The sequence below is a fragment of the Paenibacillus sp. WC2504 genome (assembly GCF_052682475.1).
Genome location: NZ_JBQZFH010000001.1, coordinates 1665819 through 1690122 on the forward strand (window position 1 = coordinate 1665819; position 24304 = coordinate 1690122).

General features: G+C 44.7%; 18 protein-coding genes. 15 read left to right on the plus strand and 3 right to left on the minus strand.

Annotation, left to right across the window (positions count from 1 at the left end; all coding sequences use genetic code 11):
- The first annotated feature begins 166 nt into the window (after positions 1-166).
- The gene (sigK, locus tag ACUN27_RS07550; protein ID WP_127452517.1) at positions 167-868 is read left to right on the plus strand and encodes an RNA polymerase sporulation sigma factor SigK; all 702 of its coding nucleotides are present in this window, start codon (positions 167-169) and stop codon (positions 866-868) included.
- 70 nt (positions 869-938) lie between these two features.
- Entirely contained in the window at positions 939-1613 is a 675-nt protein-coding gene (locus ACUN27_RS07555; protein WP_445558641.1) for an ABC transporter ATP-binding protein, read from the plus strand.
- A 332-nt stretch (positions 1614-1945) separates the two neighbouring features.
- On the opposite strand, the gene ACUN27_RS07560 is transcribed toward ACUN27_RS07555, so the two are convergent.
- A complete protein-coding gene (locus tag ACUN27_RS07560; RefSeq protein WP_379174849.1) occupies positions 1946-2173 on the minus strand; it encodes a tryptophan-rich sensory protein in 228 nt (75 codons plus the stop codon).
- A 137-nt stretch (positions 2174-2310) separates the two neighbouring features.
- On the opposite strand from ACUN27_RS07560, the gene ACUN27_RS07565 reads away from it, so the two are divergent.
- The 13 genes from ACUN27_RS07565 to ACUN27_RS07625 all read left to right on the plus strand — a co-directional run bounded on the left by ACUN27_RS07565 (position 2311) and on the right by ACUN27_RS07625 (position 22362).
- On the plus strand, positions 2311-4110 hold the full coding sequence (locus tag ACUN27_RS07565; protein ID WP_315952221.1) for a sensor histidine kinase: 1800 nt from the start codon (positions 2311-2313) through the stop codon (positions 4108-4110).
- Between the two features lie 3 nt (positions 4111-4113).
- A complete protein-coding gene (locus ACUN27_RS07570; RefSeq protein ID WP_315952220.1) occupies positions 4114-5703 on the plus strand; it encodes a response regulator in 1590 nt (529 codons plus the stop codon).
- A gap of 124 nt (positions 5704-5827) precedes the next feature.
- Entirely contained in the window at positions 5828-7162 is a 1335-nt protein-coding gene (locus tag ACUN27_RS07575) for an ABC transporter substrate-binding protein (protein WP_315952219.1), read from the plus strand.
- Positions 7163-7243: 81 nt separating this feature from the next.
- Positions 7244-8122: a carbohydrate ABC transporter permease gene (locus ACUN27_RS07580; RefSeq protein WP_315952217.1), complete on the plus strand. Its 879-nt coding sequence runs from the start codon at positions 7244-7246 to the stop codon at positions 8120-8122.
- Positions 8123-8136: 14 nt separating this feature from the next.
- Positions 8137-8979 carry a carbohydrate ABC transporter permease gene (locus tag ACUN27_RS07585; RefSeq protein ID WP_315952216.1) on the plus strand — a complete coding sequence of 281 codons (843 nt, stop codon included), beginning with the start codon at positions 8137-8139 and terminating at the stop codon, positions 8977-8979.
- Between the two features lie 419 nt (positions 8980-9398).
- Entirely contained in the window at positions 9399-10376 is a 978-nt protein-coding gene (locus ACUN27_RS07590) for an ABC transporter permease (RefSeq protein WP_445558642.1), read from the plus strand.
- Complete coding sequence (locus ACUN27_RS07595) at positions 10376-11278, plus strand: carbohydrate ABC transporter permease (RefSeq protein WP_445558643.1); 903 nt, start codon at positions 10376-10378, stop codon at positions 11276-11278. Before ACUN27_RS07590 ends, ACUN27_RS07595 begins: the two co-directional genes overlap by 1 nt.
- A 33-nt stretch (positions 11279-11311) precedes the next feature.
- Positions 11312-12865 carry an extracellular solute-binding protein gene (locus tag ACUN27_RS07600; RefSeq protein WP_315952213.1) on the plus strand — a complete coding sequence of 518 codons (1554 nt, stop codon included), beginning with the start codon at positions 11312-11314 and terminating at the stop codon, positions 12863-12865.
- Positions 12866-13034: 169 nt separating this feature from the next.
- A complete protein-coding gene (locus ACUN27_RS07605; protein ID WP_445558644.1) occupies positions 13035-15272 on the plus strand; it encodes an AraC family transcriptional regulator in 2238 nt (745 codons plus the stop codon).
- A gap of 17 nt (positions 15273-15289) precedes the next feature.
- Entirely contained in the window at positions 15290-16996 is a 1707-nt protein-coding gene (locus ACUN27_RS07610; RefSeq protein WP_445558645.1) for a glycoside hydrolase family 2 protein, read from the plus strand.
- Positions 16997-17362: 366 nt separating this feature from the next.
- Complete coding sequence (locus tag ACUN27_RS07615) at positions 17363-18892, plus strand: molybdopterin-dependent oxidoreductase (protein WP_445558646.1); 1530 nt, start codon at positions 17363-17365, stop codon at positions 18890-18892.
- Positions 18893-19902: 1010 nt separating this feature from the next.
- Positions 19903-21189 carry an IS110 family transposase gene (locus ACUN27_RS07620; RefSeq protein ID WP_445558647.1) on the plus strand — a complete coding sequence of 429 codons (1287 nt, stop codon included), beginning with the start codon at positions 19903-19905 and terminating at the stop codon, positions 21187-21189.
- A gap of 597 nt (positions 21190-21786) precedes the next feature.
- Positions 21787-22362 carry a TetR/AcrR family transcriptional regulator gene (locus ACUN27_RS07625; protein ID WP_236293418.1) on the plus strand — a complete coding sequence of 192 codons (576 nt, stop codon included), beginning with the start codon at positions 21787-21789 and terminating at the stop codon, positions 22360-22362.
- Between the two features lie 495 nt (positions 22363-22857).
- On the opposite strand, the gene ACUN27_RS07630 is transcribed toward ACUN27_RS07625, so the two are convergent.
- Positions 22858-23496, minus strand: coding sequence for an HD domain-containing protein (locus ACUN27_RS07630; protein WP_445558648.1), 639 nt, complete (start codon positions 23494-23496; stop codon positions 22858-22860).
- Between the two features lie 99 nt (positions 23497-23595).
- Positions 23596-24243 (minus strand): FMN-dependent NADH-azoreductase, encoded by a 648-nt coding sequence (locus tag ACUN27_RS07635; RefSeq protein WP_445558649.1) that lies wholly within the window; start codon positions 24241-24243, stop codon positions 23596-23598.
- Positions 24244-24304: the final 61 nt, after the last annotated feature.

Here is a 24304-nt window from a genome sequence, read left to right on the forward strand (position 1 = left end):
TCTCATCACAGTATTATACAGACCTTCCTAAGTTCAAGCTGATAATTCAAGTAACTTATCCCGTACAGGCACTTCTAGGCACAAACCCACATACACTAATACTAATCTTGAAAGCGGAGGCTTCAGAAGCAGCTAGGTTCCGCAAACATCGAAGGGGGTGGCTGGAGTGCCTGGGATTTTCAGTGCGATTGCTGTATTAATCAAGCAGTTAACATTACTTGTATCCTACGTCAAAAATAACGCGTTTCCACAACCTTTAACGGAAGAAGAAGAAGAAAAGCATCTTAGACTGATGGCCGAAGGCAATGATTATTCAAGGAATAAACTGATTGAACACAATTTAAGACTTGTGGCACATATAGTGAAAAAATTCGACAACACCGGAGAAGATCTAGAGGATTTGATCTCGATCGGAACGATCGGATTGATTAAGGCGATCGAGTCTTTCTCACCGAATAAGGGTACGAAGCTTGCAACATTTGCGGCTCGGTGTATCGAAAACGAAATACTTATGCATCTTCGCTCATTGAAGAAAACACGCAAGGATGTGTCCTTGCACGATCCCATCGGAACGGACAAAGAGGGGAATGAAATTACTTTGATTGACATCCTCGGTACGGAAGCTGACGATGTCGTGGATAAGGTTCAATTGAAGATAGAGAAAAGCAAGATATATCGAAATTTAGAGATCTTGGATGACCGCGAGAAGGAAGTCGTCGTCGGGCGGTTCGGTTTGGAGCTTGGCGGGGAAGAGCGGACGCAGCGGGAAATTGCGAAAGAGCTGGGCATTAGCCGCTCTTACGTGTCGCGGATTGAGAAGCGGGCGCTGATGAAGCTGTATCATGAGTTTTATAAGGCGAAGCGGTAAGAGTTACGTCGGCCAGTTGGAGAAGTCGCATACTTCATTTATTTGGTTTCAGATAATGGAGGCGAAGAGTATGACCTTAATCCAGATTGAGCATGTAAGCAAGAGCTATGTGATGGGCGGGGAAACGATTCGTGCGTTGGACGATGTTTCGTTAGATATCGATCACGGCGAGTTCGTGGCGATCATGGGTCCGTCGGGGTCGGGGAAGTCGACGCTGATGAACATTTTAGGCTGCTTGGATGTTGCGGATGATGGGGACTATGTGCTGGACGGGAAGGCCATTAATAGGCTCAAGGATGCTCAGTTAGCTGAAATAAGGAATCGGAAGATCGGCTTCGTCTTCCAGAACTTTAACCTGCTGCCAAGGCTGAATGCGTATGAAAATGTGGAGCTGCCGCTTATTTACCGGGGCATGAGCAGGAAAGAGCGTGAGCCGCTTGTCATGCAGGCATTGGAAGCGGTGGACTTGGTGGATCGCCGGAAGCATTTACCTTCGGAATTATCCGGCGGGCAGCAACAACGTGTTGCGATTGCGCGGACATTGGCAGGAAATCCGGCGATAATACTGGCGGATGAACCGACAGGGGCACTAGATTCGAAGACAGGTGTAGATATTTTGGAGATTTTTAAGAGATTAAATGAGCAAGGCAGGACGATTGTGTTGATTACACATGATCTGGCGATTGCGCAGCAGGCGAAGCGGGTTGTGTATTTTCGAGATGGGCGATTGAGTGAGATTGGATAAATGAGGGCCGGGACTCCTTTGGGGTTCCGGTTTTTGAATTATGGTCCTCTATTTGCTAACAGTATCAACAGGTAAAATGTTAATAACTTCAGCTAATTTGTGGATATCTTTGGATAAACCAGCAATCTAGAACAAATGAATGCTCTAGATTGCTGGTTTATAGGTGTGTCTTAATCAATTACTCTTATTATCTTCAAGGTTTGTCCAACGCTCAACTTTAGCTCGAGGAAGCCTTCGCCCAGAGGGGACGGTGCGGTTTTTATATAATAATCAGGCGTATAATTCGTTACCCTGAATAGTCCGGTTTTAATATACCTGGTTGGCATCCTTATTTAACTGGTAGATTGACCATGCCAAAATAAGGCAGCGAAGCAGGACCACAGTAAGTGAGGTATCAGCAGCCACGCAGCAAGTTTGGCATAAAGAAGCATGAAATATATCAGCAGAAACGAAGTGAATGCTACTACAACCGTATCAAGGAAGGCTAAACGCAAATTTTTTAGTTTAAACTCGATAAAGGTAAAGGCTTGATTATCGATATAGTTTATCAACAAAGTCACGAAATAGGTGCAAACGTGAGAAGGATAACCTATTAAACAAAAACAACAAGAAAAATTCAATCGTTTTCAAAGTTGGCCTCTATCCCTTACAATGAAACCGTCACAGAGGATTGTTAGTTGATCTTAAGGAGGTCATTATGCCTTTTCTAGAAAGCTTGATGTCTACCCACTGGTTTCGAAATCAGCGGATACGCTACAAAATAATAATCATTTATTTTCCGCTTATTTTCATTCCCTTATTTATCCTTGGCTTTGTCTCCAATCACGTTTACACTGGTGCAATCGTCAAGAAGACGGTTAAAAACGTGTCGGATAATTCTTCTCTGATCATTACCCGCATCATGGGGATGTTAACCAATGTGGAGAGCTGTGCCAATATGCTGACCATTAATTTGAATAAAGTGATTGTAGAGGATCCGCAGACGCAGGGGGTACAGGAAACAAGCTTGCAGATGTACACGCAAATTACAAATCAACTCAGCTTTGCACTGCTCGTTTTTCCCGATGTCCAGTCGGCGGCATTCATAGATACGAGTAATCGTGTTTTCGGCTCCCATCTATTGATGGAGCGCAATATGGAAGAGATTACGAGTAGCGAGATGTTGAAACAAATTGACGCTTCTAGTGGTAATAACATATGGTTTCCTATGCAGCAACGGAGCTATTTGACAAAAGCATCGGATGAAACGGTGGTCACTTTGGGCAAACGAATTGTAAATATTTATACAGGGCAGAAGCTCGGTCTACTTATCTTAAATGTAAAAGAAAGTTCCTTGTCTTCGATTTATCAGAAAATCGGATCCATCCAAGATGGAAGATATTTCATTACTGATGAAACAGGCCTCGTTGTTTCTTCGCAGAACTCGGAGGATGTGCTCCATGAAGTTGAGGACCCTGCTTTGAAGCAATGGATATCCTCAGGTACCCATAAGTCTGATCTAGCTTCTTTTCAAAACGGCAAAACGCTGGTTGTAAGCTCGGACGTACCCAGTTTTGGATGGAAGCTGATATCGATGGCACCGCTGGAATCTTTAACTGCGGATACGCGCAAAATTACATTACTCATTGTGTTAATCGGATTCATATGCTTGCTTTTTGCCTTACTGGGAGCGGGTATGCTTTCTCAATTCATCGCTAAGCCCATTATGGGATTAACGAAGCACATGAAAAAGGTGAATGAAGGGACGCTGGATCAAGAGTTCCAAGTGGATTCCGCTGATGAGATCGGGCTGTTGGCATCTGGATTTAACGCGATGATCAGACGCATACAAGAGCTCTTAACTAATGTTAATTACGAGCAAAAGAAGAAACGAGAGTATGAACTAGCACTCATCCAGGCGCAAATAAAGCCGCATTTTTTGTACAATACACTCGACGTAATTTATACGCTTTCTGAAATGGGACGAGCCCGAGATGTTCAGCGTACGACCAAAGCGCTTGCAGATTTTTATCGTGTAGCGCTAAGCAAGGGGTTAGAAACGATTTCGATAGAGGAAGAGATCCGTAATGTGAAGGACTATTTGTCTATCCAACGTATCCGCTATTCAGAAGTATTTACCTTTGAATTTGATATCCATAATGAGGTGGTAAGCGGTCTCATTCCAAAATTGACGATTCAGCCGTTGGTTGAGAATGCCATTTACCATGGTCTGAAGACGAAAGGCACGATAGGTCTTTTGAAAGTAACGGGAATCAATATGGACGGAAAAATAAAAATCGTCGTCAGCGACAACGGCGTAGGTATGCAGCCGGAACGGCTGGAAGCGTTATTGAGTAGACCGAAAGATCCTCAAGAAGCCATAGGCTACGGTCTCAGGAATGTAAATGATCGCATCCAATTGTATTTTGGCGATGATTATGGGCTTCAGATTACTAGTGAACCTGGGCATGGAACAGAAGTGACACTGTGGCTGCCTTTTCAAAGTGAGGAAGGATAAGAGATGCAAAAAATAGTGATTGTTGACGATGAGTCTATTTTCAGGGAATACCTGCGTACTGCTTTAGATTGGGAAGCTTACGGATTTGAAATTTGTGCAGAAGCAAAAAATGGGATTGAGGCCTTGGAGCAAGTTCAGACGCATCTTCCGGATATTGCGCTGGTGGATATTACGATGCCTTTCATGGACGGGTTGCAGTTAACAGAGGTATTAAAGGAAAGATTCCCACAAACAAGTGTCGTGCTGATTACGGGTCATAATGAATTTGATTATGCAAGAAAAGCACTCAAACTTGGCGTTGAAGATTACATCCTCAAACCGTTCTCGAAGGATGAATTAGTTCTGACCCTGCTCAAATTACAGAAGGAACACCTGCGGGTGCAAGAAGAAAAGTCAACATTAAAGGAAAATCAGCTCCTTATGAAAGAAAGCTTTCTGAATCATTTGCTGGGAAGCGACTATAATCTCTCGGATGAGGAGACGAGCGCGAAGCTGGGTCTTTTTGGCGAAAATTTCGATTCCGCATGCTTCGTAGTGGCTTGTATTGAAATTGATAACATGGATGCACGTTGGAATAAAGTGAGTGAGAGGCTCTTATGGAAATATGCGGTGACGAATATTTTGAATGAGGCGCTGGAGGAGACCGGCAATCATTTGATTTTTAATGGACCGGAGGGGCGCATTATTTGTCTAGTGGAGCATCAAGGTAAAGCAAGTCTAGAGACACCTGCGTTGGAAGGTTATGAGAAATTGTGTTTTCTGATCAAGAAACATCTGAAGTTTACGATTACGGTGGGGGTCGGGCGCAGTCAAGGCGGTTATCGAGGTATTCGAAAATCCTATTTGGAGGCGCTCGAAGCACTGCAAAACAAATTCGTACTCGGCAACGACCGTGTAATCGCTTATGGAGCAGCATCGCAGGGATTCGGGACGAAAGCGTTCTATCCGACGGAAGTCAGTGAAGAATTGCTCGTTCAAATGCGCATGAATAGCAATGAGAAAGTGGAATCTAAACTGGAAGAGGTGTTCCAAACCATTCGCGAGCAGCGGCTTTCTTTGGACTATACGTATGTCATCTCTATGGGGTTGGTTTCGGTTTGTTTATCTTATGTGACGGAGAATGGCCAACCGATTGAGGACTGCTTTGGTGAAGCCTTCTTCCCTTACAGTGAGATTAAACGGTTGGAATCTATCGATGCTACATCTGTATGGATCAAGGAATTATTCAGCCGGGCGCTTGAATATACAGGAAAACATAAGAAAACGAGATCATCCAAAATTGCTCAATCCGCCAAGGAGTATATTGAGCAGCGCTATCACGACCCGGAACTTCAGGTCGATCAAATCGCCCAGCACGTGTTCATGAATCCGAGTTATCTACGAGCCGTGTTTAAGAAAGAGATCGGGATGACAGTGACGGATTATGTCACTCATGTGCGGATGCACAAAGCGAAGGAGCAGCTCGGCAAAGGGAATATTCGGCTGGCGGATATTGCCGAGAATATCGGTTTTAGTGATCCGAGCTACTTTAGTAAAAGCTTCAAGAAGTTTTTTGGCTATTCGCCGAGTGAGTATGAAAATAATCGCTTTTAAGGGTTTTTCCCAATGTGCGGATTTTACAAGAAGCCCTCAGTTATTCCATTATCACAGACTGGGATTCCTTTTATACTGAGGTTGTAGAGATGAAACGCACAAGATGCCAGGGAGGGTTCTTCACATGAAAAAGATGGCAGTTACGCTCGTAAGTTTGCTCACAGCTACTAGCCTTGCGGCTTGCGGAACGACAGAAACCAAAACAGAAGGAAACGCATCAACGGCACCAACGCCAGCTGCGACTGCTGCACCTGCGAAGTCGGAGGCCAAGCCGGTTAAACTAAGAGTTTATGCGCAATATGCGGATGAAGATACGAAAACGCCTTATGATTACGCCGTTGCTGAGCTTAAGAAAGAAATGCCGAATGTAGAACTGGAGCTTGATATTCAAGCGCAGGATGATGGCCAAAAGCTGAAAACGTATGCTGCGACAGGCAATCTGCCGGATATTTTTCAAGCGGGCTTAGACATTATCGATACGTTCAAGAAATCCAATAACATTCTGGTATTGGATGATTATGTAACAAAATTTGGTTACAAAGAGAAAATGCAGCCAAGTGCCATGAATACACTCGTAACGGCCGACGGACATACTTACGCATTCCCATATGCGGGCAACGAAGTCGCTCTGTTGTTCTACAACAAAGACCTGTTCCAGCAAAACGGTGTGAAAGTACCGACAACCTACGATGAAATGATGACAGCAGTGAAATCTTTTAATGCAAAAGGGATTACGCCGCTATCCATTTTCGCGAAGGAGAAATGGCCATGTGTAGCACTTTACGATATGTTCGTTACTCGTGCTGAACCGGGTGGTGTGACGAAGCTGGATAAAGGTGAGGCGAAAGCGGACGATGCCGCTTACAAAACGGCTGCGGAGAAAATTATCGAGCTGGTGAAAGCCGGCATGCTGCCAAAAGGAGCAACAAACCTGAACTACGATCAGGCAGCAGCTCTCTTCCATGAAGGCAAGGCAGCCATGTTCGTTAACGGACAATGGGAGATTGAGGCCAGCACCAAGGCGCTTGGTGACAAAGCAGGCTACTTGTACATACCAGCAGCAGACGCTGCTGCGTTTGAAAAGGGCAAAACCGCCTTCAGCGGCAGCGGTGGTCCTGGCGGTTATGCTGTATCTGCCAACACGAAAGATAAAGAACTGGCAGCGAAAGTGGCTTCATTCCTGTCTTTAAAATATGCAGAATACAAATATACGAATCGTAGCAATCCAATCGTAGCAACTAAAGTTGATAAGCCGGTCGTAAAGCAATTCCCTCCGATGATGGAGCAGTTATCCAAGGATATTCCTAAAATAACAAGCACGACTGCTTTCTCCTGGGGATTATCTAATCCGAAGTTCAAAGCAGCGTTAGAAGATGCAACGCAAAACCTGATGACAGGAAATTATACGGCAGATCAATTCGTGAAAGATTTGAATAAAGCGGCAGTCACAGCGAAATAATTGAGGTTTGTGGAAAGGAGACTCACACTGGATTGTTCCAAAACCGGTGTGAGTTTTCTACTAAATAAGGGAAGTGATGAAATGCGCAAATTCATGGGAAATAAGACGGCGATTATGCTGTTCACGCTGCCTGCTCTCCTTTTGTATACAGTTATCGTGTTCTATCCGATCTTGCAAACCTTTTATCGCAGTACATTTGAATGGGACGGATTAAGCGAAGGCACTTTTATTTTTCTGGATAATTATATTCGGTTGCTTCAAGATTCTATATTTTACACTTCTTTGTATAACGGTCTTGTGTTTGCTGCAATCCTGGCCGTTGTCCAAATAGGAATTGGCACTGTGCTTGCTTTTGCCGTTGCGGAAGGGTTTCGAGGAAGTAAGTTCCTAAGAATCTCTTACTTCATTCCAGTCGTTCTCTCCATTACGGTTGTGTGCCAACTGTGGCTGGCGATGTACAACAGCGAGTACGGTTTGATTAACAAATTATTTGAAACACTGGGCATCTCCTACCGTCAGGATTGGCTGACTAATAGTAAAACAGCTATATTCGCAATCGCTTTTGTCAATGCATGGCAGTACATGGGCTACCAGTTTGCGTTGTTATTGGCAGCTGTTAAGTCCGTGCCGGAGCAATATTTGGAAGCTGCTCGCATCGACGGGGCATCTAAGATGAAGGCGCATCTCAAAATTACAATTCCCATGCTGGCTGAAACGTACAAGTTTTGTCTGGTCCTTGCAATTACTGGAGGACTCAACGCTTTCGCCAATATGTTCATTATGACAGGTGGAGGTCCGGGAAATTCCACGTACACCCTGACCTACTTGATGTACCGTTCGGCATTCCGTGTCGGCGAGTTCGGCTATGGAAGCGCTGCGGCTGCATTCCTGGTTATTGAATGTTTGATCGTCACTGTAGCGATTAACCGATTGATCGCACGCGAACGGATTACCTTTTAGAAGGAGGATGAGCAATGAACGGAAGACTTAGACTACGCAAGAACAATCCGCTGCTAGCCGTCTTCTTATGGATCTATGCAGGATTGTCCGTATATCCGCTGCTGTGGATGGTGTTTTACTCATTTAAAAATAACAATGAAATTTTCGTTACAAATCCTTTTGGTTTTCCTACTCATTTCCGATTTGAAAATTATGCGGATGCATGGTCGAGATTCAATGTTCCTGTCTACTTCAGCAATAGCTTGCTTGTAGCAGCAGCAACCGTTGTGGGAACGATTGCGCTTTCTGTCACGTTCTCGTATGCGGTTGCGAGGATGCAGTGGCGCTTGAAGGAAGCTGCTCGCATTTATATCATTATAGGGATGTTCATTCCCATTCAAGTGATTATGATTCCGTTGGCCATCTTAGTGCGTGAGTTTCATTTGGCCAATACGTACTGGGCTCTTATCGTTCCGTATATTGCTTTCAACATTTCATTTTCTAGTATGGTGTTTTATGGTTTTTTTCGGAGTATACCTGTGGAGCTGGAGGAGTCAGCCTGCATGGATGGGGCCAGCATATACCGGACCTTCTACACGATCATATTGCCAATTATTAAGCCTGCTATTGCGACGATGGTGATCTTCGTTTTCTTATCTGCTTGGAATGAATTTACAATGGCGCTCATTCTTATTACCAAAGAGTCATTGAAAACATTGCCGCTCGGTCTGCTCTTCTTCCAAGGACAGTTCACAACCAACTGGGGTGCTATGGGAGCAGCGATGACCATTGCAAGCTTGCCAACAGTACTGGTTTACGTGCTCTTTAGCGAACAAGTAGAGAAGGCGTTGACCGTTGGTTCTGCGGTAAAAGGGTAAACCGTCTGGAATAGCTACCACAAGTTTCAGTAAGGAATACAAGATGCATGTATTTAAGATGAATTGACAAATGGTCGTTGACGGAAAGATATTTTTATTTAAGGAGCCGCGTGGCAAATATGCTAATGCGACTCCTTATTTTGTGTACCTATTTTGAGAATCAGGAATGGGAGTACAGTTGCCTAATACTACAATGCTTTGCCTTTCATTTAACTACCTAAGTTAATGAAGGGTTTATTGTTGTTAATTCGCATATATTTTGATAGTTCCTAGCAGCTAGGGGCATCTCGTCAAGAATTTTCTAGTCCTAACAAGCTTTTCGCAAGAATTTGTTAATGTGTTCTAGAATGTTGGAGGCTATAGTAGAGCTTGTGTTCGACTGAATAAAGACATCACCAAAGAGAAACGGAGGCAGAACGATGAAGCTTGTCAAAAACATGGACAGGAAACAAATTGCGGAGAACCGCAACGCTCAGACGGGAGTGAGTTTGGCAGCGTCCTTCAGGAGAACGATCGCGAAAGATTTGTTTCTATATGCGCTTGTTGCTCCTGGACTGTTGTATTTTCTTATATTTAAATATGTCCCGATGTGGGGGGTAATGATTTCTTTTCAGAACTATTCCCCCTTCTTAGGCTTCTTTAAGAGTGAATGGGTTGGATTTGAACATTTCGCCAGGCTATTTTCTAATGCAGACTTTTATATGCTATTTCGTAATACAATGGCGATTAATGTACTTAGTCTCGTGTTCTTCTTTCCTCTTCCAATTATTGTAGCGCTATTGCTGAACGAGTTACAAACGGAGTGGTTTAAAAAAACGCTGCAATCCGTCGTCTACTTGCCACACTTTCTGTCATGGGTCGTCATCGTCGGGCTGAGCCTGTTACTGCTATCTAAGGAACACGGTGTACTCAACCAGTTGCTGGAGTTAGTAGGTTGGGGACCAATTGAATTCTTGACGGAGCCTAAATACTTCTGGGCACTGTTAACAGGCCAGACAATATGGAAGGAATTGGGCTGGGGGACCGTGATTTTCCTTGCTGCGATTGCGGGTGTAGACCCACAGCTATATGAGGCAGCAAAGATGGACGGTGCGGGTCGCATTCGTATGATGTGGAACGTTACGTTGCCCTCGATTCGAAATGTCATCATCATTCTATTAATACTGCGAATCGGCCATATGATGGACGTGGGCTTCGAGCAGGTGTTTCTGATGATGAACGGAGCTGTAGCGGATGTAGCAGAAGTATTTGATACTTATGTATTTCGCGTGGGTATTAAACAGGGTGATTTCAGTTACAGTACGGCAGTCGGTTTATTTAAATCAATTGTAGGCCTTGTGCTGGTCATTGGAGCTAATAAGCTTTCCAAAAAATTCGGAGAGGAAGGCGTGTATTAATGGCAGCCATAAACGTCAACAATCGGATTCGAATTCCGCTCTCCGACCGTATGTTTCGGGTGAGCAATATCGTGCTTTTGACCCTATTGGGACTCGTGTGTCTCTTTCCTTTCTATTATGTACTCGTTGTTTCATTCGCTACTCCGGCAGAATACAGACAAGGAGGATTGCTGCTCTGGCCTCATGAATGGACTTTGGTATCGTATCGATACATTCTGGCGACACCTTCATTCATCCGAGCGGCCGGAATCTCGTTGTTCCTAGCCGTTGTGGGTACGGCGGTAAGTCTCGTCGTCACGTCTACGCTCGCCTACGGCTTGTCACGCAAACGCTTAAAGGGAAGAAAGATGATGCTCCTGCTCATTCTGATTACAACTTTATTTAATCCGGGCATCATTCCGGGCTATTTGGTGGTCAAAGAGCTTGGGATGATCAACAGCTTATCCTCGCTTATTTTGCCGGTTCTTACCAGCGGTTGGTACGTCCTGCTCATGAAGGGTTTTTTCGATTCAATTCCTGCCAGCCTGGAAGAATCTGCGCGGATTGACGGGTGCAACGATGTGAGCGTCTGGTTTCGCATCATTTTGCCGCTTTCGCTCTCTTCGCTGGCCGCTTTCGGACTATTTTACGCTGTAGCGTACTGGAACACCTTCTTCTCAGCGGTATTGTTCATTAATGATGCGGAGAAATGGCCATTGCAAATTTTCTTGCAGAATCTGCTCATCGATTCGTCGACGGCACTCGGTGTTGATTCACTAGTTAATTTGGATATGCAGAATATTCCTGCGGAAACGAAGAAGATGGCAGCAATTGTACTATCTACATTACCGATTCTTATGGTATATCCGTTCCTTCAAAAGCATTTTGCCAAAGGTACCATGGTTGGTTCCGTGAAGGAATGATATGATAAAAAAACATCAAAGGGAGGATTTAGTATGAATCTCAAGAAGAGAACGGTGCTGACGTTGACGGTGATGGTGGCGACAGCATTGGCGCTTTCCGCCTGTTCGGGCGGAGGGAACAAGAGTAATGGAGCTGGTAGCGGTGCCCAGCAGGCTCCAGGAAAACCGGCTGAGACAAAACCGTTAGATGTAAGTGTTCTTTCAATTTATTACCAGAAGGAACCGCCAACTAAGGACAACGCTGTGCTGAAGGAAGTAGAGAAGCGGACAAATACCAATCTGAATATTACGTGGGTCGCTCCTAATAATTTCTCCGAAAAGGTCAACGTGACGCTGGCTTCGGGCGATCTTCCCGATCTGATGCTGGTGACAGACATCGCCAATGCCTCTTTCCGGACCATGGCGAAGCAAGGAGCATTTTGGGATTTGACCGAATTGATTAAAAGCTACCCGAATTTGATGAAGTTCCCGGATATTACCTTCTCCAATACGAAAATCGAGGGCAAGCTCTACGGCATACCTCGGGTGCGGCCAACGGAAGGTAACGCGCAGCCACTTATCCGTGCCGATTGGTTGACCAAGCTGAACCTGAAGATGCCGGAAACGACAGAGGATCTGTATAAGGTGATGAAGGCATTCAAAGAGAGCGCGCCGGACGGGCAAAAGGATACGATTGGACTATCGGGTTACGTCAATCAGAACGATATGGGGCAATTCGGTTTCATTGAGAACAGCTTCATTGGTAACAGTGGCAAGTACAAAGTCGTCGACGGCAAAATTACGGATATGACGTTTAGTTCTGAAATGAAGCAGTCGCTTGAATGGTTCCGACGTGCCTATAAAGAAGGGCTAATTCCGCAAGATTTCGCACTCCTAAAACACAATCAGGCGAAAGATCTCGTCTTCGCCGGCAAAGCTGGTATCTTTCCAGATAAACCAAATCAGGAACCTGCCATGGTGCAAGGTGTTGCGTCGGCTGTACCAAGTTCGAAGCCCGATTTTGCATGGATGCCATATCTGATTGGGCCAAGCGGTACGAAGTATGCGGCTAAGGGTAATGGTCATTTCGGCATGTTCGTAATCTCGAAGAAGGTGCCGGAAGACAAAGTGAAAAAGCTGCTGGCATTCCTGGATTACGGGGCTTCAGACGAAGGGTCGGATCTGGCAAACTATGGAATGAAGGACGTTCATTTCACCTTACAAGGTGACAACAGAGTGCTGACTGATGCAGCAAAGAATGATCCGAGCTTCCAGTTTATGCAAAATATTTTCATGAAATTTGATAAATATGCGAACGTAGCACTAGGAATGACCCCAGAACTGACAAAGAGGGACATGGCGTATATCGATGCTGCAGAGAAAGTTAGTATTCCAAGCCCACTAGATGGAGTGACCTCGCCAACTGCGCAGAAGTTAGGCAGCGACTATGACAAGAAGATTCAAGATATGAAGACGAAGGTTATCATGGAGAAGGTTACACTTGGAGATTGGGACCAGTTCGTAGCAGCGCTTAAAGCCGACGCAAACTACATGAAAATTCAAGAGGAGTATAACGCCGAGTATCAGAAGAAGGCCAGCTCCAAATAATGCTAGTCCCTCATGAGCTCGTACCAAGCCCATGAGGGCTTGCCTTCCGATCGGGTGTTATAATGGGTTTACGGGGTGATGTTGTGTGATCAACTGGAACACGAATTTCATAAGGAGGCTTGGTAGGTCCGGCAAGGGTGAATATTTCCGCAGAAGTTTAATCCTTGTTTTGCTGATTACCAGTGTTCCTTCAGCCTTGATCGCGGTTAGCAATTACCTGATTGGGACCAGCCAGATCGAGAAGCAAGTCAATAAGCTGCATAAAGTAAAGATTGAGCAGTTCTCCCAGGCAATGAACGAACAAATTTCGCAGATGGAATTGGTGTTAAGCCGGTGGTCGACTAATCCAATGTTCGGTGATCGATTAGACCGAATTGAATTCATTGAACAGATTTCGCAAACACAGGATTTGATGCAAAATATGCTTGTTGTCGGTGGATCCAATTTGCTGATCAGTGACGCCCAACTATATTTATCTCGCCAAGACGCAATGATCGGGTCGGATGGAATTCACTATCTAAACGATGAACAGACCACTTCGTTCCAAGCTATCTTGCACAACGATGCTGGTTTGCTTTGGGCGTACGGGCTTCCGGATTTCGCCAGCAAGACATCTGTTTCACCAGTATCGCTGATCTTTAAGCTTCCATGGGCATCGGATTCGCCTTTTGGCGCATTTGTCGTTCATTTGAGCCGTAAGGAGCTGTTAACGATGCTCGAACATTACGTCGCGGATGGACAAGGTGCGGCTCTGCTTACTCGACCCGATGGGGACTGGGTGGCCAAGCCTGAAGACAACAATTTGGCCTTCCAAGAGCAGTTAAGAAGTGAGATCAGGCGGCATCAAGGGGATCGTGGGGAATTTTCGTTTCATTGGGAAAAGCAATCATTTGTTGTCACTTATGGTACAGTTTCCAAAACGGGATGGATATACGCCATCGCAAGTCCCGTCACAGAATTAACCGGCCCGGTCGTTCTGACATCCAAGCTTATACTTGGAACGAGTATGATTGGCATTCTCGTGTCGATTTTGCTTGGGTGGTTTGCTTCAAACCAATTGTATAGACCGATCGGTAATTTGGTTGCTTTATTCCGATCCGGGCGAGAGGATACTTCCGTTCCGATTAGGCGGGAAATGCAATTTATTGAAGACGAATGGATGAAGTTGTCCAGTGAGAGCGTGAGTATGCGGGATCGAATCCGGCAGTCGCTCCCTTTCCTGAGAGAAGGATTCTTTCTTCAGCTTGTCCAGGGACATTTGTATGCGTTGCGAGAGCAAGAGCTGCAAACTCGAATGGGAGAGCTCGGACTAGACGCCACGAATCGGAAGATATCCTTATTGTATGTTCAATTATCAGGCCTTAGCGAGTCGAAACGGTTCCGGGAACACGATCAACAGCTGGTTACATTCGCTGCAGCTAATATTGTCGGAGAGATCTCGGCTGCACGTGCCACTTCCTCACATATCATTAACTTTCAGGATCTATCTGTCGGTGTTCTTTTACTGTACCCAGGAGATGCCGATTCAGAAGATATTCGCAATGAGTTGTTCGTTTGGTCACATGAGATGGCGATAACTCTCAGTAACGTGCTCGGATTGCAGGCTACGGTTGTACTAGGCAAACTTACCCTTCAGGTAGGACAAATTCCTGAAATGCTGGAACAAGCACGGCAGACGGCTAAATTCCGGGATGTGCAGGAAAACAATCAGGTTATCGATATGGAAGAAGTGACGTTAAGCTCGCGACCAGCGGTTCCATTCCCTTTTAACGTCGAAAAAGAGCTCCTTCAGGTCATGCGACTTGGGATGGAGGAAGAGGCTTATGTCCTGCTTGACCGTTTTGTCGAGGAGGTGGAGGCAGCAGCAGAATGGGATTTAGCTGTACGTCAGTCCCTGTTGCAACTCGTATACGGGATGCGCCACATGTTTATTGAGACCGGTTTCCAGCAGCATCCTCTCCTGAGCGACAGCCATTTAATAGAAGAACTGTTTGCGGTGAATGAATCGGCACTGCTCAAGAAGATGGTCAAGGCAAGAATCATGGCGCCGTATTTAGAACAATTCCAAGTTCTTCAGAGCGGTCGTATGCGGCAAATTATCGAACAGGTGATTCGCCTCATGGAGGAGCGCTACTGCGAGGATTTATCTTTGGACGAATGCGCACGGGCTGTTGCCTCGAATCCTTACACGCTCAGTAGATCGTTTAAACAGGTGACCGGTTATAATTTTGTCGATTATTTAACACGCTTGCGAATCGGGAAAGCGAAAGAGCTGTTGCTTACAACGGGATTGAAAGTGAATGAAATCGCGGAGCAAGTAGGTTACCAGCACTCCTATTTTAATAAAATATTTAAAGGGAGCGAAGGCATTACACCGACGCAATTCCGCAATCAATACAAATCATAGCAAAAAGGAGGGATCGCATGATAAGACTGTTTGAGACTCATTATGTCCGACAAGTGACTGAATTGGAAGGCCTGTGGGACTTCATTCCGTTGGCTCCAGGGCAGAATATTCCTGCCAGGGGCATGGAGGGATACCCTTACAGGCTTGTAGTGCCCGGCTGCTGGGAGCAGCATCCGGAGCTAGCCTCCTACCGGGGGCGTGGAGCCTATCGACGGATGATCCGGATTGACGAAATAACCTCATTGCGGTTCGAGTTTAAGGGTGTCAGCCACACAGCTAGAGTGTTCTTCGATGGTACTTTACTAACAGAACATTATAATGCGTACACAGCTTTTACGGCGAAAGTGCACGATGTCCAGCCGGGGCTGCATGAGCTGATCGTCGAGGTGGACAATTCGTTCAGTGCAGCTTCGTCCCTGCACATCCCCAATGATTATTATACGTATGGCGGATTGATTCGGCCTGTGGTTATGGAACATATAGGGGACAGCTGCATTGAAGCAATTAAGTTCATACCCCATTGGGACCAAGATGGCTGGAACGCGTGTATTACCGCTTCCGTTCACAACGAATCGGGACGGATGCAAACTGTAAGGTTAATAGGGCAACTAGCCTCTACCCATCTTGACTTTGGTACATTAGAGCTGCAAGCGGGAGTCGAGGGTGAGATGTTTTTGACGCAATCTTTCAGCTTTCCCGATGTACGCCCATGGTCAGCTGAGAATCCTCAACTGTACGAACTACGACTTGAGCTTCATGACGTGAATAGGGGATTGGCGATTGACGATTTGGTAGAGAGGGTTGGATTCCGTGTTGTAGAGACCATAAACGGAAATATTCTGTTAAACGGCGAGCCTATCCAATTGAAAGGATTTAATCGTCATGAAGATCATGCACTTGCCGGTCCCTCGCTTCCCTTGTCGCTGATGGTAACAGATTTGGAGTTAATGGTCGGAACCGGAGCCAATGCAGTCAGAACGAGCCACTACCCGAATGACGAGCGCTTTCTTGATCTTTGCGATGAGCGGGGTATATTCGTCTGGGAGGAGAATCATGCGCGGGGTCTCAGTCTGGAGCAAATGCGCAATCCAAATTTTATCCTCCAGTGCGAAACGGTAAACCGGGAAATGGTGGAGCAGCACATCAACCATCCATCGATTATTTTATGGGCGATTCTCAACGAATGTGCAAGCGATTCTGAGGAAGGACGGGAGCATTACCATCGCCAAATGCAGCAAATTCGCAAGCTGGATGCAAGCCGCCCACTGACTTTCGCCTCCCACCATAGGGAGAAGGAACTATGTTTCGATTTGGCGGATGTGATCTCCGTCAATTTGTATCCTCAGTGGTACACCGATGAAGATCCAGGAGAGTTAAGTGATCGAATTCGGGCTTATGCAGAAGAGAACGGGGGCAGAGGAAAGCCTATGATCATAAGCGAGTTCGGGGCGGACGGATACTATGGATTTCGCTCACCGATTCGGGTTAAGGGCTCTGAGGAACGCCAAGGAGACATCTTGGAGCTTAATTTAGCAGCGTATGCTTCCCGGTCTTATTTATCAGGCACCTTTATATGGCAGTTTTGCGACTGCCGGGTCACGGAAGGTACTGGTTGGCTCTTGACGCGCGCAATGACGAAAAACAGCAAAGGAATCGTAGATGAGTACAGACGGCCTAAGCTGGCATATGATGTTGTAAAGAAATTTTATGGGTCTCGCGACTGATTATTAATGCAGCGTCGTGTCAAGTGGGGGGAGCCAAGCTCTCCTCTTTTTTTCTGTAATCCACTCGATTGTCCTGTTTATTCCCCCTAATTTCCCAATGCGCTCCTTTTTTATAATAAGCCTATCACATTCGTAAGCGCTTTCTAAAACGTTTCAACCAAAAGAGCAAGGAGGAGTTACTCTGCGAACGACACCCTAGCTTTGCTGTACCTGTTCTTTTATCCAGTCTAGCTCGACATTCTCGGATTCATCTTCGATCCATTCGTTTTCTTTTAACGATGTTTGATGGTTAAAATTTCGTTTCTTTGCTAAAAATAAATTCTATAGCTGTTCTGTTCATATTTAGCTGAAGAGGTGGATTTGTTCATGCGCGACATTCATTTGGTTCCAGTTTCCTATTTCCCATCAGAAAATCTTGAATTTCCCATGGTTGCCAACCTCCAAACCATTACACCGAATCAATTATTTTACGTCAGAAATCATTTTGAATACCCGACAATCGATATAAACACCTGGTACCTTTCAATTGAAGAATTAGTAGATCAACCAATTAAATTTACGTATGCTGATTTGAAAAACATGAATAAGGTCACGCTATCTGCTACTCTAGAGTGTGCAGGAAACAAGCGTTCGTTATTTGAAAGAAAAGCACAAGGTAACCAATTCAAGCTCGGTGCGATAAGCAACGCCATTTGGGGAGGCGTTCGACTGAAGGATGTATTAGACCAAGCAGGAGTATCCCCAAGTGCGACTGAGATCGTTTTTGAAGGATTAGATTACGGTCAGCGAAATGACATGGATGGACAGGTATTTTTCAAAAGAAGTCTTCCTGTTGCCAAGGCACTTCACCCAGATACTTTATTGGCTTATGAAATGAATGGTGAACCGCTCTCCGATAAACATGGTTTTCCAATAAGACTAATTGTACCTGGATGGTATGCAGTTGCGTCTGTTAAATGGCTGCATAGGATCAGAGTTGTAGATCAGCCATTCAAGGGACCATTTCAAAGTATAGATTATGTCATTCTAAAAAAAACAAACGACTACAAACATGCACGACCGCTATCACCAGTTTTAATCAATTCAACGATAGCATCTCCTACAGAAGAGCAAGAGATGGCTGTTGGCACCAACGTGGTACAAGGGTATGCTTGGGCTGGCGAGCATTCTGTAACGAAAGTAGAGATTAGCACAGATGGCGGGACACTCTGGAATGAAGCAAACATACTTGATCCTGATGTTCCCTATTCATGGAGGAGATGGTCTTTTGCGTGGGAAGCTCAAAAACCAGGTCAATACACGATTATGAGCAAGGCAACGAACGAGCATGGAGAAGTTCAACCGCTGAAGGCTGAATGGAATGTAAAAGGTTACCAAAATAACTCCATCCACGCCGTAAATGTTCATGTGACAGCCCCTAATTTAGTAAATTTAGTAAATAATATTCCGCAGGAAACAAAACAACAAGGAGTGTTTGAGATACTTACATTGGAGATTGCGAAACAATTGCTCGAGGTTGCGGAACAGAAAGCCCGTCAAATGGGACTCGCCTTCGATATCGCAATCGTCGACGCCGGGGCGAACTTGGTCGCCTTCCACCGGATGGACCATGCCCGGATCGCCGGGATCGAAATCTCCAAGGGGAAGGCCTGGACGAGTGTAGCCATGCAAATGCCCACGGCTAACTTAGCCCAGTCGGCGCTTCCCGGCGGTCAACACTATGGGGTCAACACGACAAACCAAGGGACAGTCACCATCTTAGGAGGCGGCATACCACTCGTTCGCGAAGGCACGACCGTCGGCGGTATCGGCGTCGCCGGAGGCACCATGGAGCAAGACATGGAAGTGGCCAATGCCGCCGTTCAAGCGTTCGCCGCTGTAGTAGGAATGAAATAGCAGTACAAAAGAGACAATTTTACCGCCTTTTCAAAAGGGCGGTTTTCTTTGTTCAAAACTCAACATTCGAATTTAACATAGGCCTTCATAGTAGAAGCTTTTACACAAAATCGCCTTCCCCGAGTTGAGAAGATACATAAACCAATTGCTTATACAATGAGATATTTTAATTCTAAGTGTGGGTATCCTGAGAACTATCAAAAAGAAAAACACTACATTGATAATTATGTAAGAAAACTTAATGCTCCAATTAAATATTCGGAATTGTAACTAAAAATAATAAACACAGCGCGTTTTAACCCCGCCGCTGTGTTTTTTGTTTTTTGCAAACTTGAAGAAAACAGAAAAGCAAACAACTTCTTGTCTTTTATCGATAGTTATTCTTGTCCTCCGACAACTGTTTGAGGACAAGAACATATATGCATAAGAAGCCGCGGTTTACGCGGTTTTTTATTTTTATGGATACAACTTCTTGTCCTTTCCGAAAGACAAGAACTTGCACAGATTTCCGAAGGAAGTCATAAAAATGATATATTCTCCACAGAAGCAGAACAATACATATTTAGTGTTCACTTTTCAGGAATCCATTCACTATTCTGTTGTAATCGCACTAATGACTTAGACCAAGCAACGGGATAGGAAAAACAAATAGCTTGAAGTCAATTTATGATTGATTCATCTACTTCATTGCGCCAACGAGCAGGGTAGCGGGGTGAACCGGTTATTTTATCTCTCCCTATTTTTTTGATAAGGATCAAAGTAGTATGTCAAAATGAGTTGTAATCAGTTTGTTACATTCAGTACTGAACTAACGAGGAACGATAGTGAATTAATCAGGAAGCAGATCGCCGCGACCGGCATCTGCTTCTTTTCCGTTGAAGTAACGGGCAGCATTCCTATTATGTAGAAATACGAGATTTGAGATATAAAAAGACTCCTTGGTATGATGTTAATGGGTCCCAGATGCTGGCCAGCGTCGGATCCAAAAACAAAACCAAGGAGACTACAACATGAATTCTACTCAAAATGAACGAATTAATCAAATCACTTTTTCTACGTTAATTATCGGAGTCGACATCGCAAAATTTAGACATGTGGCGAGAGCCCAAGACTTTCGCGGGGTCGAGTTCGGGAAACCACTTACGTTTGAAAACAATCGAGAAGGCTTCGAATTATTCGTGAGTTGGTTCAAGAAGATTGCGACGGAGCAAGGGTTCAAGGACGCCATAGTTGGTATGGAACCAACGGGTCACTACTGGCTAAACCTAGCTCACTTTCTTAAAGATAAGCAAGTGAAATACGGTGTAGTGAACCCACTGCACGTTAAAAAGAGCAAAGAACTCGATGACAACTCGCCAACAAAGAATGACATGAAGGACGCAAAAGTGATTGCACAGTTGGTCAAAGACGGGAGATACGCTGTACCGAGCCTTCCTCAAGGCGTTTATGCCGAACTGAGGGAAGCCATGAAAATTCGCGATCACCTAACAACTGACCTTTGTGTTGTACAAGCACGTGTCCATAACTGGTTAGATCGGTATTTTCCAGAGTTTCTGACGGTATTTAAGGATTGGGAGTGCAAATCTGCTATCCAAATGCTAAGCCTTAATTTATTGCCGCATGAGCTTGTTTCTGTGCCAGACGAGACGTTGCTGCAGCATTTAAGAGAAGCTGCAAAGCGCGGGCTTGGTCTAGGTCGAATACAGAATCTGAAGGCAGCAGCCAGCCGTTCTGTTGGCATTAAGCAAGGCTCCGAGTTGGCAAAAATGGAGCTAAAGTTTTTGCTGACACATTACGAATGGCTTAAGAACAAACTTGAGGAATTGGAAGTAAAGCTAGATGAACTACTACTGCAGATCCCTCATGTAGAGCAAGTATTGGCTATGAAAGGGATAGGCCGGGACACTATCGCTGGCTTTCTAGCTGAGGTAGGGGACATTGGCCAGTACCGACATCCGAAGCAGATCACAAAGCTCGCTGGACTGAACTTGAAAACAAATTCATCCGGCACACACATAGGACAAACCAGGATAACAAAGCGGGGCAGGAAACGGCTTCGTGCTTTGCTCTTTAGAGTGATGATGCCGCTAGTCGCTAAAAATTCAGCCTTTCGAACCTTACACGAGTATTACACCAAACGGCCTGTGAATCCTTTAAAAAAGATGCAGTCTCTCATTGCGTTATGTAACAAACTCATACGCATTCTTTTCGGTATCTTGCAGAAGGGCCATGAGTTTAGTGAAGAACAGATGATTCAGGATATCCCTCGATTTACAGAGATACCACAAGCAGCTTAATGATCGCTTTTTATGATGATGACCTAGGTTAGAGCAAGATAACAAGAAGCACGGATGAGTCGGAACAACGTTAACATACGGACGAAGAGATCCTGCCCTAGCAGCATATCTGACCTCCACCTCATGGACAGGTTGAATGAAGGAATGTGGGAGCGTAGACTCTGCGAGATGTGGGAGGGTTGACCACCATGAGTTCATGTGGAGATCCAAAAGTTCAACCATACATTACCATACCATCCGTTTTTTACAACTGGTGGTTTAGGTAGAGAGTCTTTTGCCCCTCAGCATATCCATAAATTTCTTCCTCTACAACTTCATACCATTGATATGTTATCTGCATAAAATTATTGAAGGTCAAAAACTGAGAAAACGAGAGCATTTAAGAGCAAAGCGTTTCTCCATAGAGGGAGATTACTCTAATACCTAACAAATGCTATTCTTTAGAAAGTGGTGATCGAAAAGCAGAGGTCCACTAATTTCACTTAAAAGTCTGTAATCCATCTTATCCCAGCCTGAGCTAACTTTCATATCTGCAGAAAATACTGGACTTATCGTTCCAGAAAGGTATACTCTACCTACGGAAACGGAGGGAGAACCATGGGACGCTACAAAGAGTTTGATAAAGAAGCGGTGCTTCATAAAGCGATGCTCGTTTTTTGGAAGAAGGGCTACGAAGCGGCAAGCATTCCCGATTTGCTGGAAGCTATGGATCTTAGCAGATCAAGTCTGTACGAAACGTTCGGGGACAAACAAACGCTTTATATCGAGGCGATCAACTGGTACAAGAAGTGGAAGCAAGCCAAACGGGACATCCTCGTCAATGCGACATCCGCAAAATCGGGAATCCGGCAGTACTTCGAGATACACATCGATTCCGCCTTGGACGGCGAGTCGCCGAAGGGCTGTCTCATAACTAATGCAGCAGTCGGCATGGATTCGCCAGATGAGCAACTGAATGCGTTGATCAGGGAGCGGTTTGACGAATTGGAGAAATCCTTCTACGAGCTGTTGCGCAAAGGTCAGGAGACGGGAGAAATCATGTCTGAGAAAGATATCAAGACTTTATCTTATCTGCTCTCAAACCTGAATCATAGTATAAATATCGTTGCGAAGGTGCAGGGTGACCGCAGCAAGATGCAGCAGATGATAGACATGGTGATGGAAATGATATAAAACATTTTTTTGCACATTCTGGAACAACTGTTCCATAAAATTTCTGGTGAGCAAAGGGGACTTGAAAGATATTGATTGTATAATTACAGACAAAGCAAATCGTCGATAAGTAGTATCACCAATATAATCGTTATCATTATCTTTGTCAAATTAAATAAAGGATTTAAAATTTGCGGTTACAAGTTGTCGAAAGAAGTTCGTAAATTTTGTAAGTTGCGTTAAGAACAACATTAAGCTAAGGATTACGCTGAGAAAATTTGGGCTCCCTTGGTTTTTCCCATTATCATGATTGGGCTCCCCATTCTGATGCTATTGTAGGAACCATAAAGAAACAGCGTCGAATTCGATCATGATAATATCGGCAAACTCGGCTGGACGGAAACAGAAAGAAGGCAGCCCCTAAGGAATCTGCCTTCTTTCTGTTTCCGTCGTTTCATCGATTCTTGGTTCATTCAAGAAGCATCGCTGCCTCTCTTTATGATTCATTCTAACCAATTACTCGTCCCATTTGGAATGAAGGACATGATGACAGAAGTTTGGTCGTTGGTATCCCGGAAGAAGCACATCGCATATGTCGGCGTTAATTGTTCCGTATGTTGTTTCCGGTTTGTGTTTGAAGCCTTCCAAGAAGGCATGTAAGATGTTTTGTTTGAACTGGTTGCGGGGAAAAGCCTGGACGATTTTTTGCCGCGCATCTGCTGAGATGAGCTCGAAGTTCTTCCCGACAACATCCAAACCGACACCAAAATTCATAAGCGCTACTTCGGTTTCCTTATATTCAACGATTCCAATGGTAGTATGCAATGCAACAGCATCCCATACAAGCCGAATGGATTCTTCCGGAACGCCGCGGCTTCGGAGAAAATCACGAGCAGCATTAGCTCCATCGACCTCAAAGCGTTTGTCCTCGCTTCGGAATCTGGGAGTAAGGCCGAGATCGTGGAAAAGCGAACTGATATAAAGCAATTCAGCATCATATTTCATTTGATTCTGGTTACCCCTCATCGCCGCAAACAAAAATACCCGGTTTGAATGGTTCCACAGGAGGTCATCGGTATGTTCACGTACTAATTCAGCAGCTTCAGCGGCTAGCTTACTATCCGGTATCTTTATATCAGCGATTAATTTCGTCATCCATAACTCCCCCTTGTTCATTCAACTAACACAAAATGTAGGATGGATCGTTGTTTTATCTTCAACAATATTGATGGTCATAAAAAGGATCAAAATTAGTTAGACGGTTACTTTCTTTGCCAGACGCGCTGCTGCTTCTTGGGCCTCATTTTTTGCTTGATTTAGCACATCTTTCTTGCCAAGTCTGCTGGTGCCTTGGGCTCGGATAATTTGGTAATCTTCAACGCCTAAGAAGTTAAACATCGATTTCAGGTACTTGTGCGAGAACTCGTTATCTGTATACCAATCGTTATTCGTATAAATGCCGCCACTTCCTTGAATTACAAGTAGACTACGCCCGTCAGTTAATAAACCTACTGCGCCATTCTCCGTATATTTGAAGGTTTCTCGGGCGATCATGACATTATCCATGTAATCTTTAAGCCGGGAGGGAATATTAAAGTTATGCAGCGGCATGATAATCACGTATTTTCCCGCGCTCTTGAATTGCTGTAAAATTTCGTTCATTTTGCTAGTTACACGTTTCTCTTTGTCATTCAACTCTCCACCAGATGCAAATTTCTCCCAAGCACTTAGAACAGTGCTGTTAATTTCCGGTATCTCCTCACCATACAAATCAATTTGCTCGATCAATACATTCGGATTCATTTCGCGGTAATTCACGATAAAATGTTTGCCGACTTCCAAACTAACTGAATCAGGGGAGTCAACAGTGGCATGCGCATTGATAATAAGTAATTTTTCCATTATCCCACTCCTTAATTTTTGTATAATTAACGACAATATTAATCGCCGATAATATATGACC

What these genes read in the sequence shown, in the direction of transcription:
- ACUN27_RS07555 (WP_445558641.1), top strand. Translation starts at nt 939, where the DNA reads ATGACCTTAATCCAGATTGAGCATGTAAGCAAGAGCTATGTGATGGGC.
- ACUN27_RS07565 (WP_315952221.1), top strand. Translation starts at nt 2,311, where the DNA reads ATGCCTTTTCTAGAAAGCTTGATGTCTACCCACTGGTTTCGAAATCAG.
- ACUN27_RS07570 (WP_315952220.1), top strand. Translation starts at nt 4,114, where the DNA reads ATGCAAAAAATAGTGATTGTTGACGATGAGTCTATTTTCAGGGAATAC.
- ACUN27_RS07575 (WP_315952219.1), top strand. Translation starts at nt 5,828, where the DNA reads ATGAAAAAGATGGCAGTTACGCTCGTAAGTTTGCTCACAGCTACTAGC.
- ACUN27_RS07580 (WP_315952217.1), top strand. Translation starts at nt 7,244, where the DNA reads ATGCGCAAATTCATGGGAAATAAGACGGCGATTATGCTGTTCACGCTG.
- ACUN27_RS07585 (WP_315952216.1), top strand. Translation starts at nt 8,137, where the DNA reads ATGAACGGAAGACTTAGACTACGCAAGAACAATCCGCTGCTAGCCGTC.
- ACUN27_RS07590 (WP_445558642.1), top strand. Translation starts at nt 9,399, where the DNA reads ATGAAGCTTGTCAAAAACATGGACAGGAAACAAATTGCGGAGAACCGC.
- ACUN27_RS07595 (WP_445558643.1), top strand. Translation starts at nt 10,376, where the DNA reads ATGGCAGCCATAAACGTCAACAATCGGATTCGAATTCCGCTCTCCGAC.
- ACUN27_RS07600 (WP_315952213.1), top strand. Translation starts at nt 11,312, where the DNA reads ATGAATCTCAAGAAGAGAACGGTGCTGACGTTGACGGTGATGGTGGCG.
- ACUN27_RS07610 (WP_445558645.1), top strand. Translation starts at nt 15,290, where the DNA reads ATGATAAGACTGTTTGAGACTCATTATGTCCGACAAGTGACTGAATTG.
- ACUN27_RS07615 (WP_445558646.1), top strand. Translation starts at nt 17,363, where the DNA reads ATGCGCGACATTCATTTGGTTCCAGTTTCCTATTTCCCATCAGAAAAT.
- ACUN27_RS07620 (WP_445558647.1), top strand. Translation starts at nt 19,903, where the DNA reads ATGAATTCTACTCAAAATGAACGAATTAATCAAATCACTTTTTCTACG.
- ACUN27_RS07625 (WP_236293418.1), top strand. Translation starts at nt 21,787, where the DNA reads ATGGGACGCTACAAAGAGTTTGATAAAGAAGCGGTGCTTCATAAAGCG.
- ACUN27_RS07630 (WP_445558648.1), bottom strand. Translation starts at nt 23,496, where the DNA reads ATGACGAAATTAATCGCTGATATAAAGATACCGGATAGTAAGCTAGCC.
- ACUN27_RS07635 (WP_445558649.1), bottom strand. Translation starts at nt 24,243, where the DNA reads ATGGAAAAATTACTTATTATCAATGCGCATGCCACTGTTGACTCCCCT.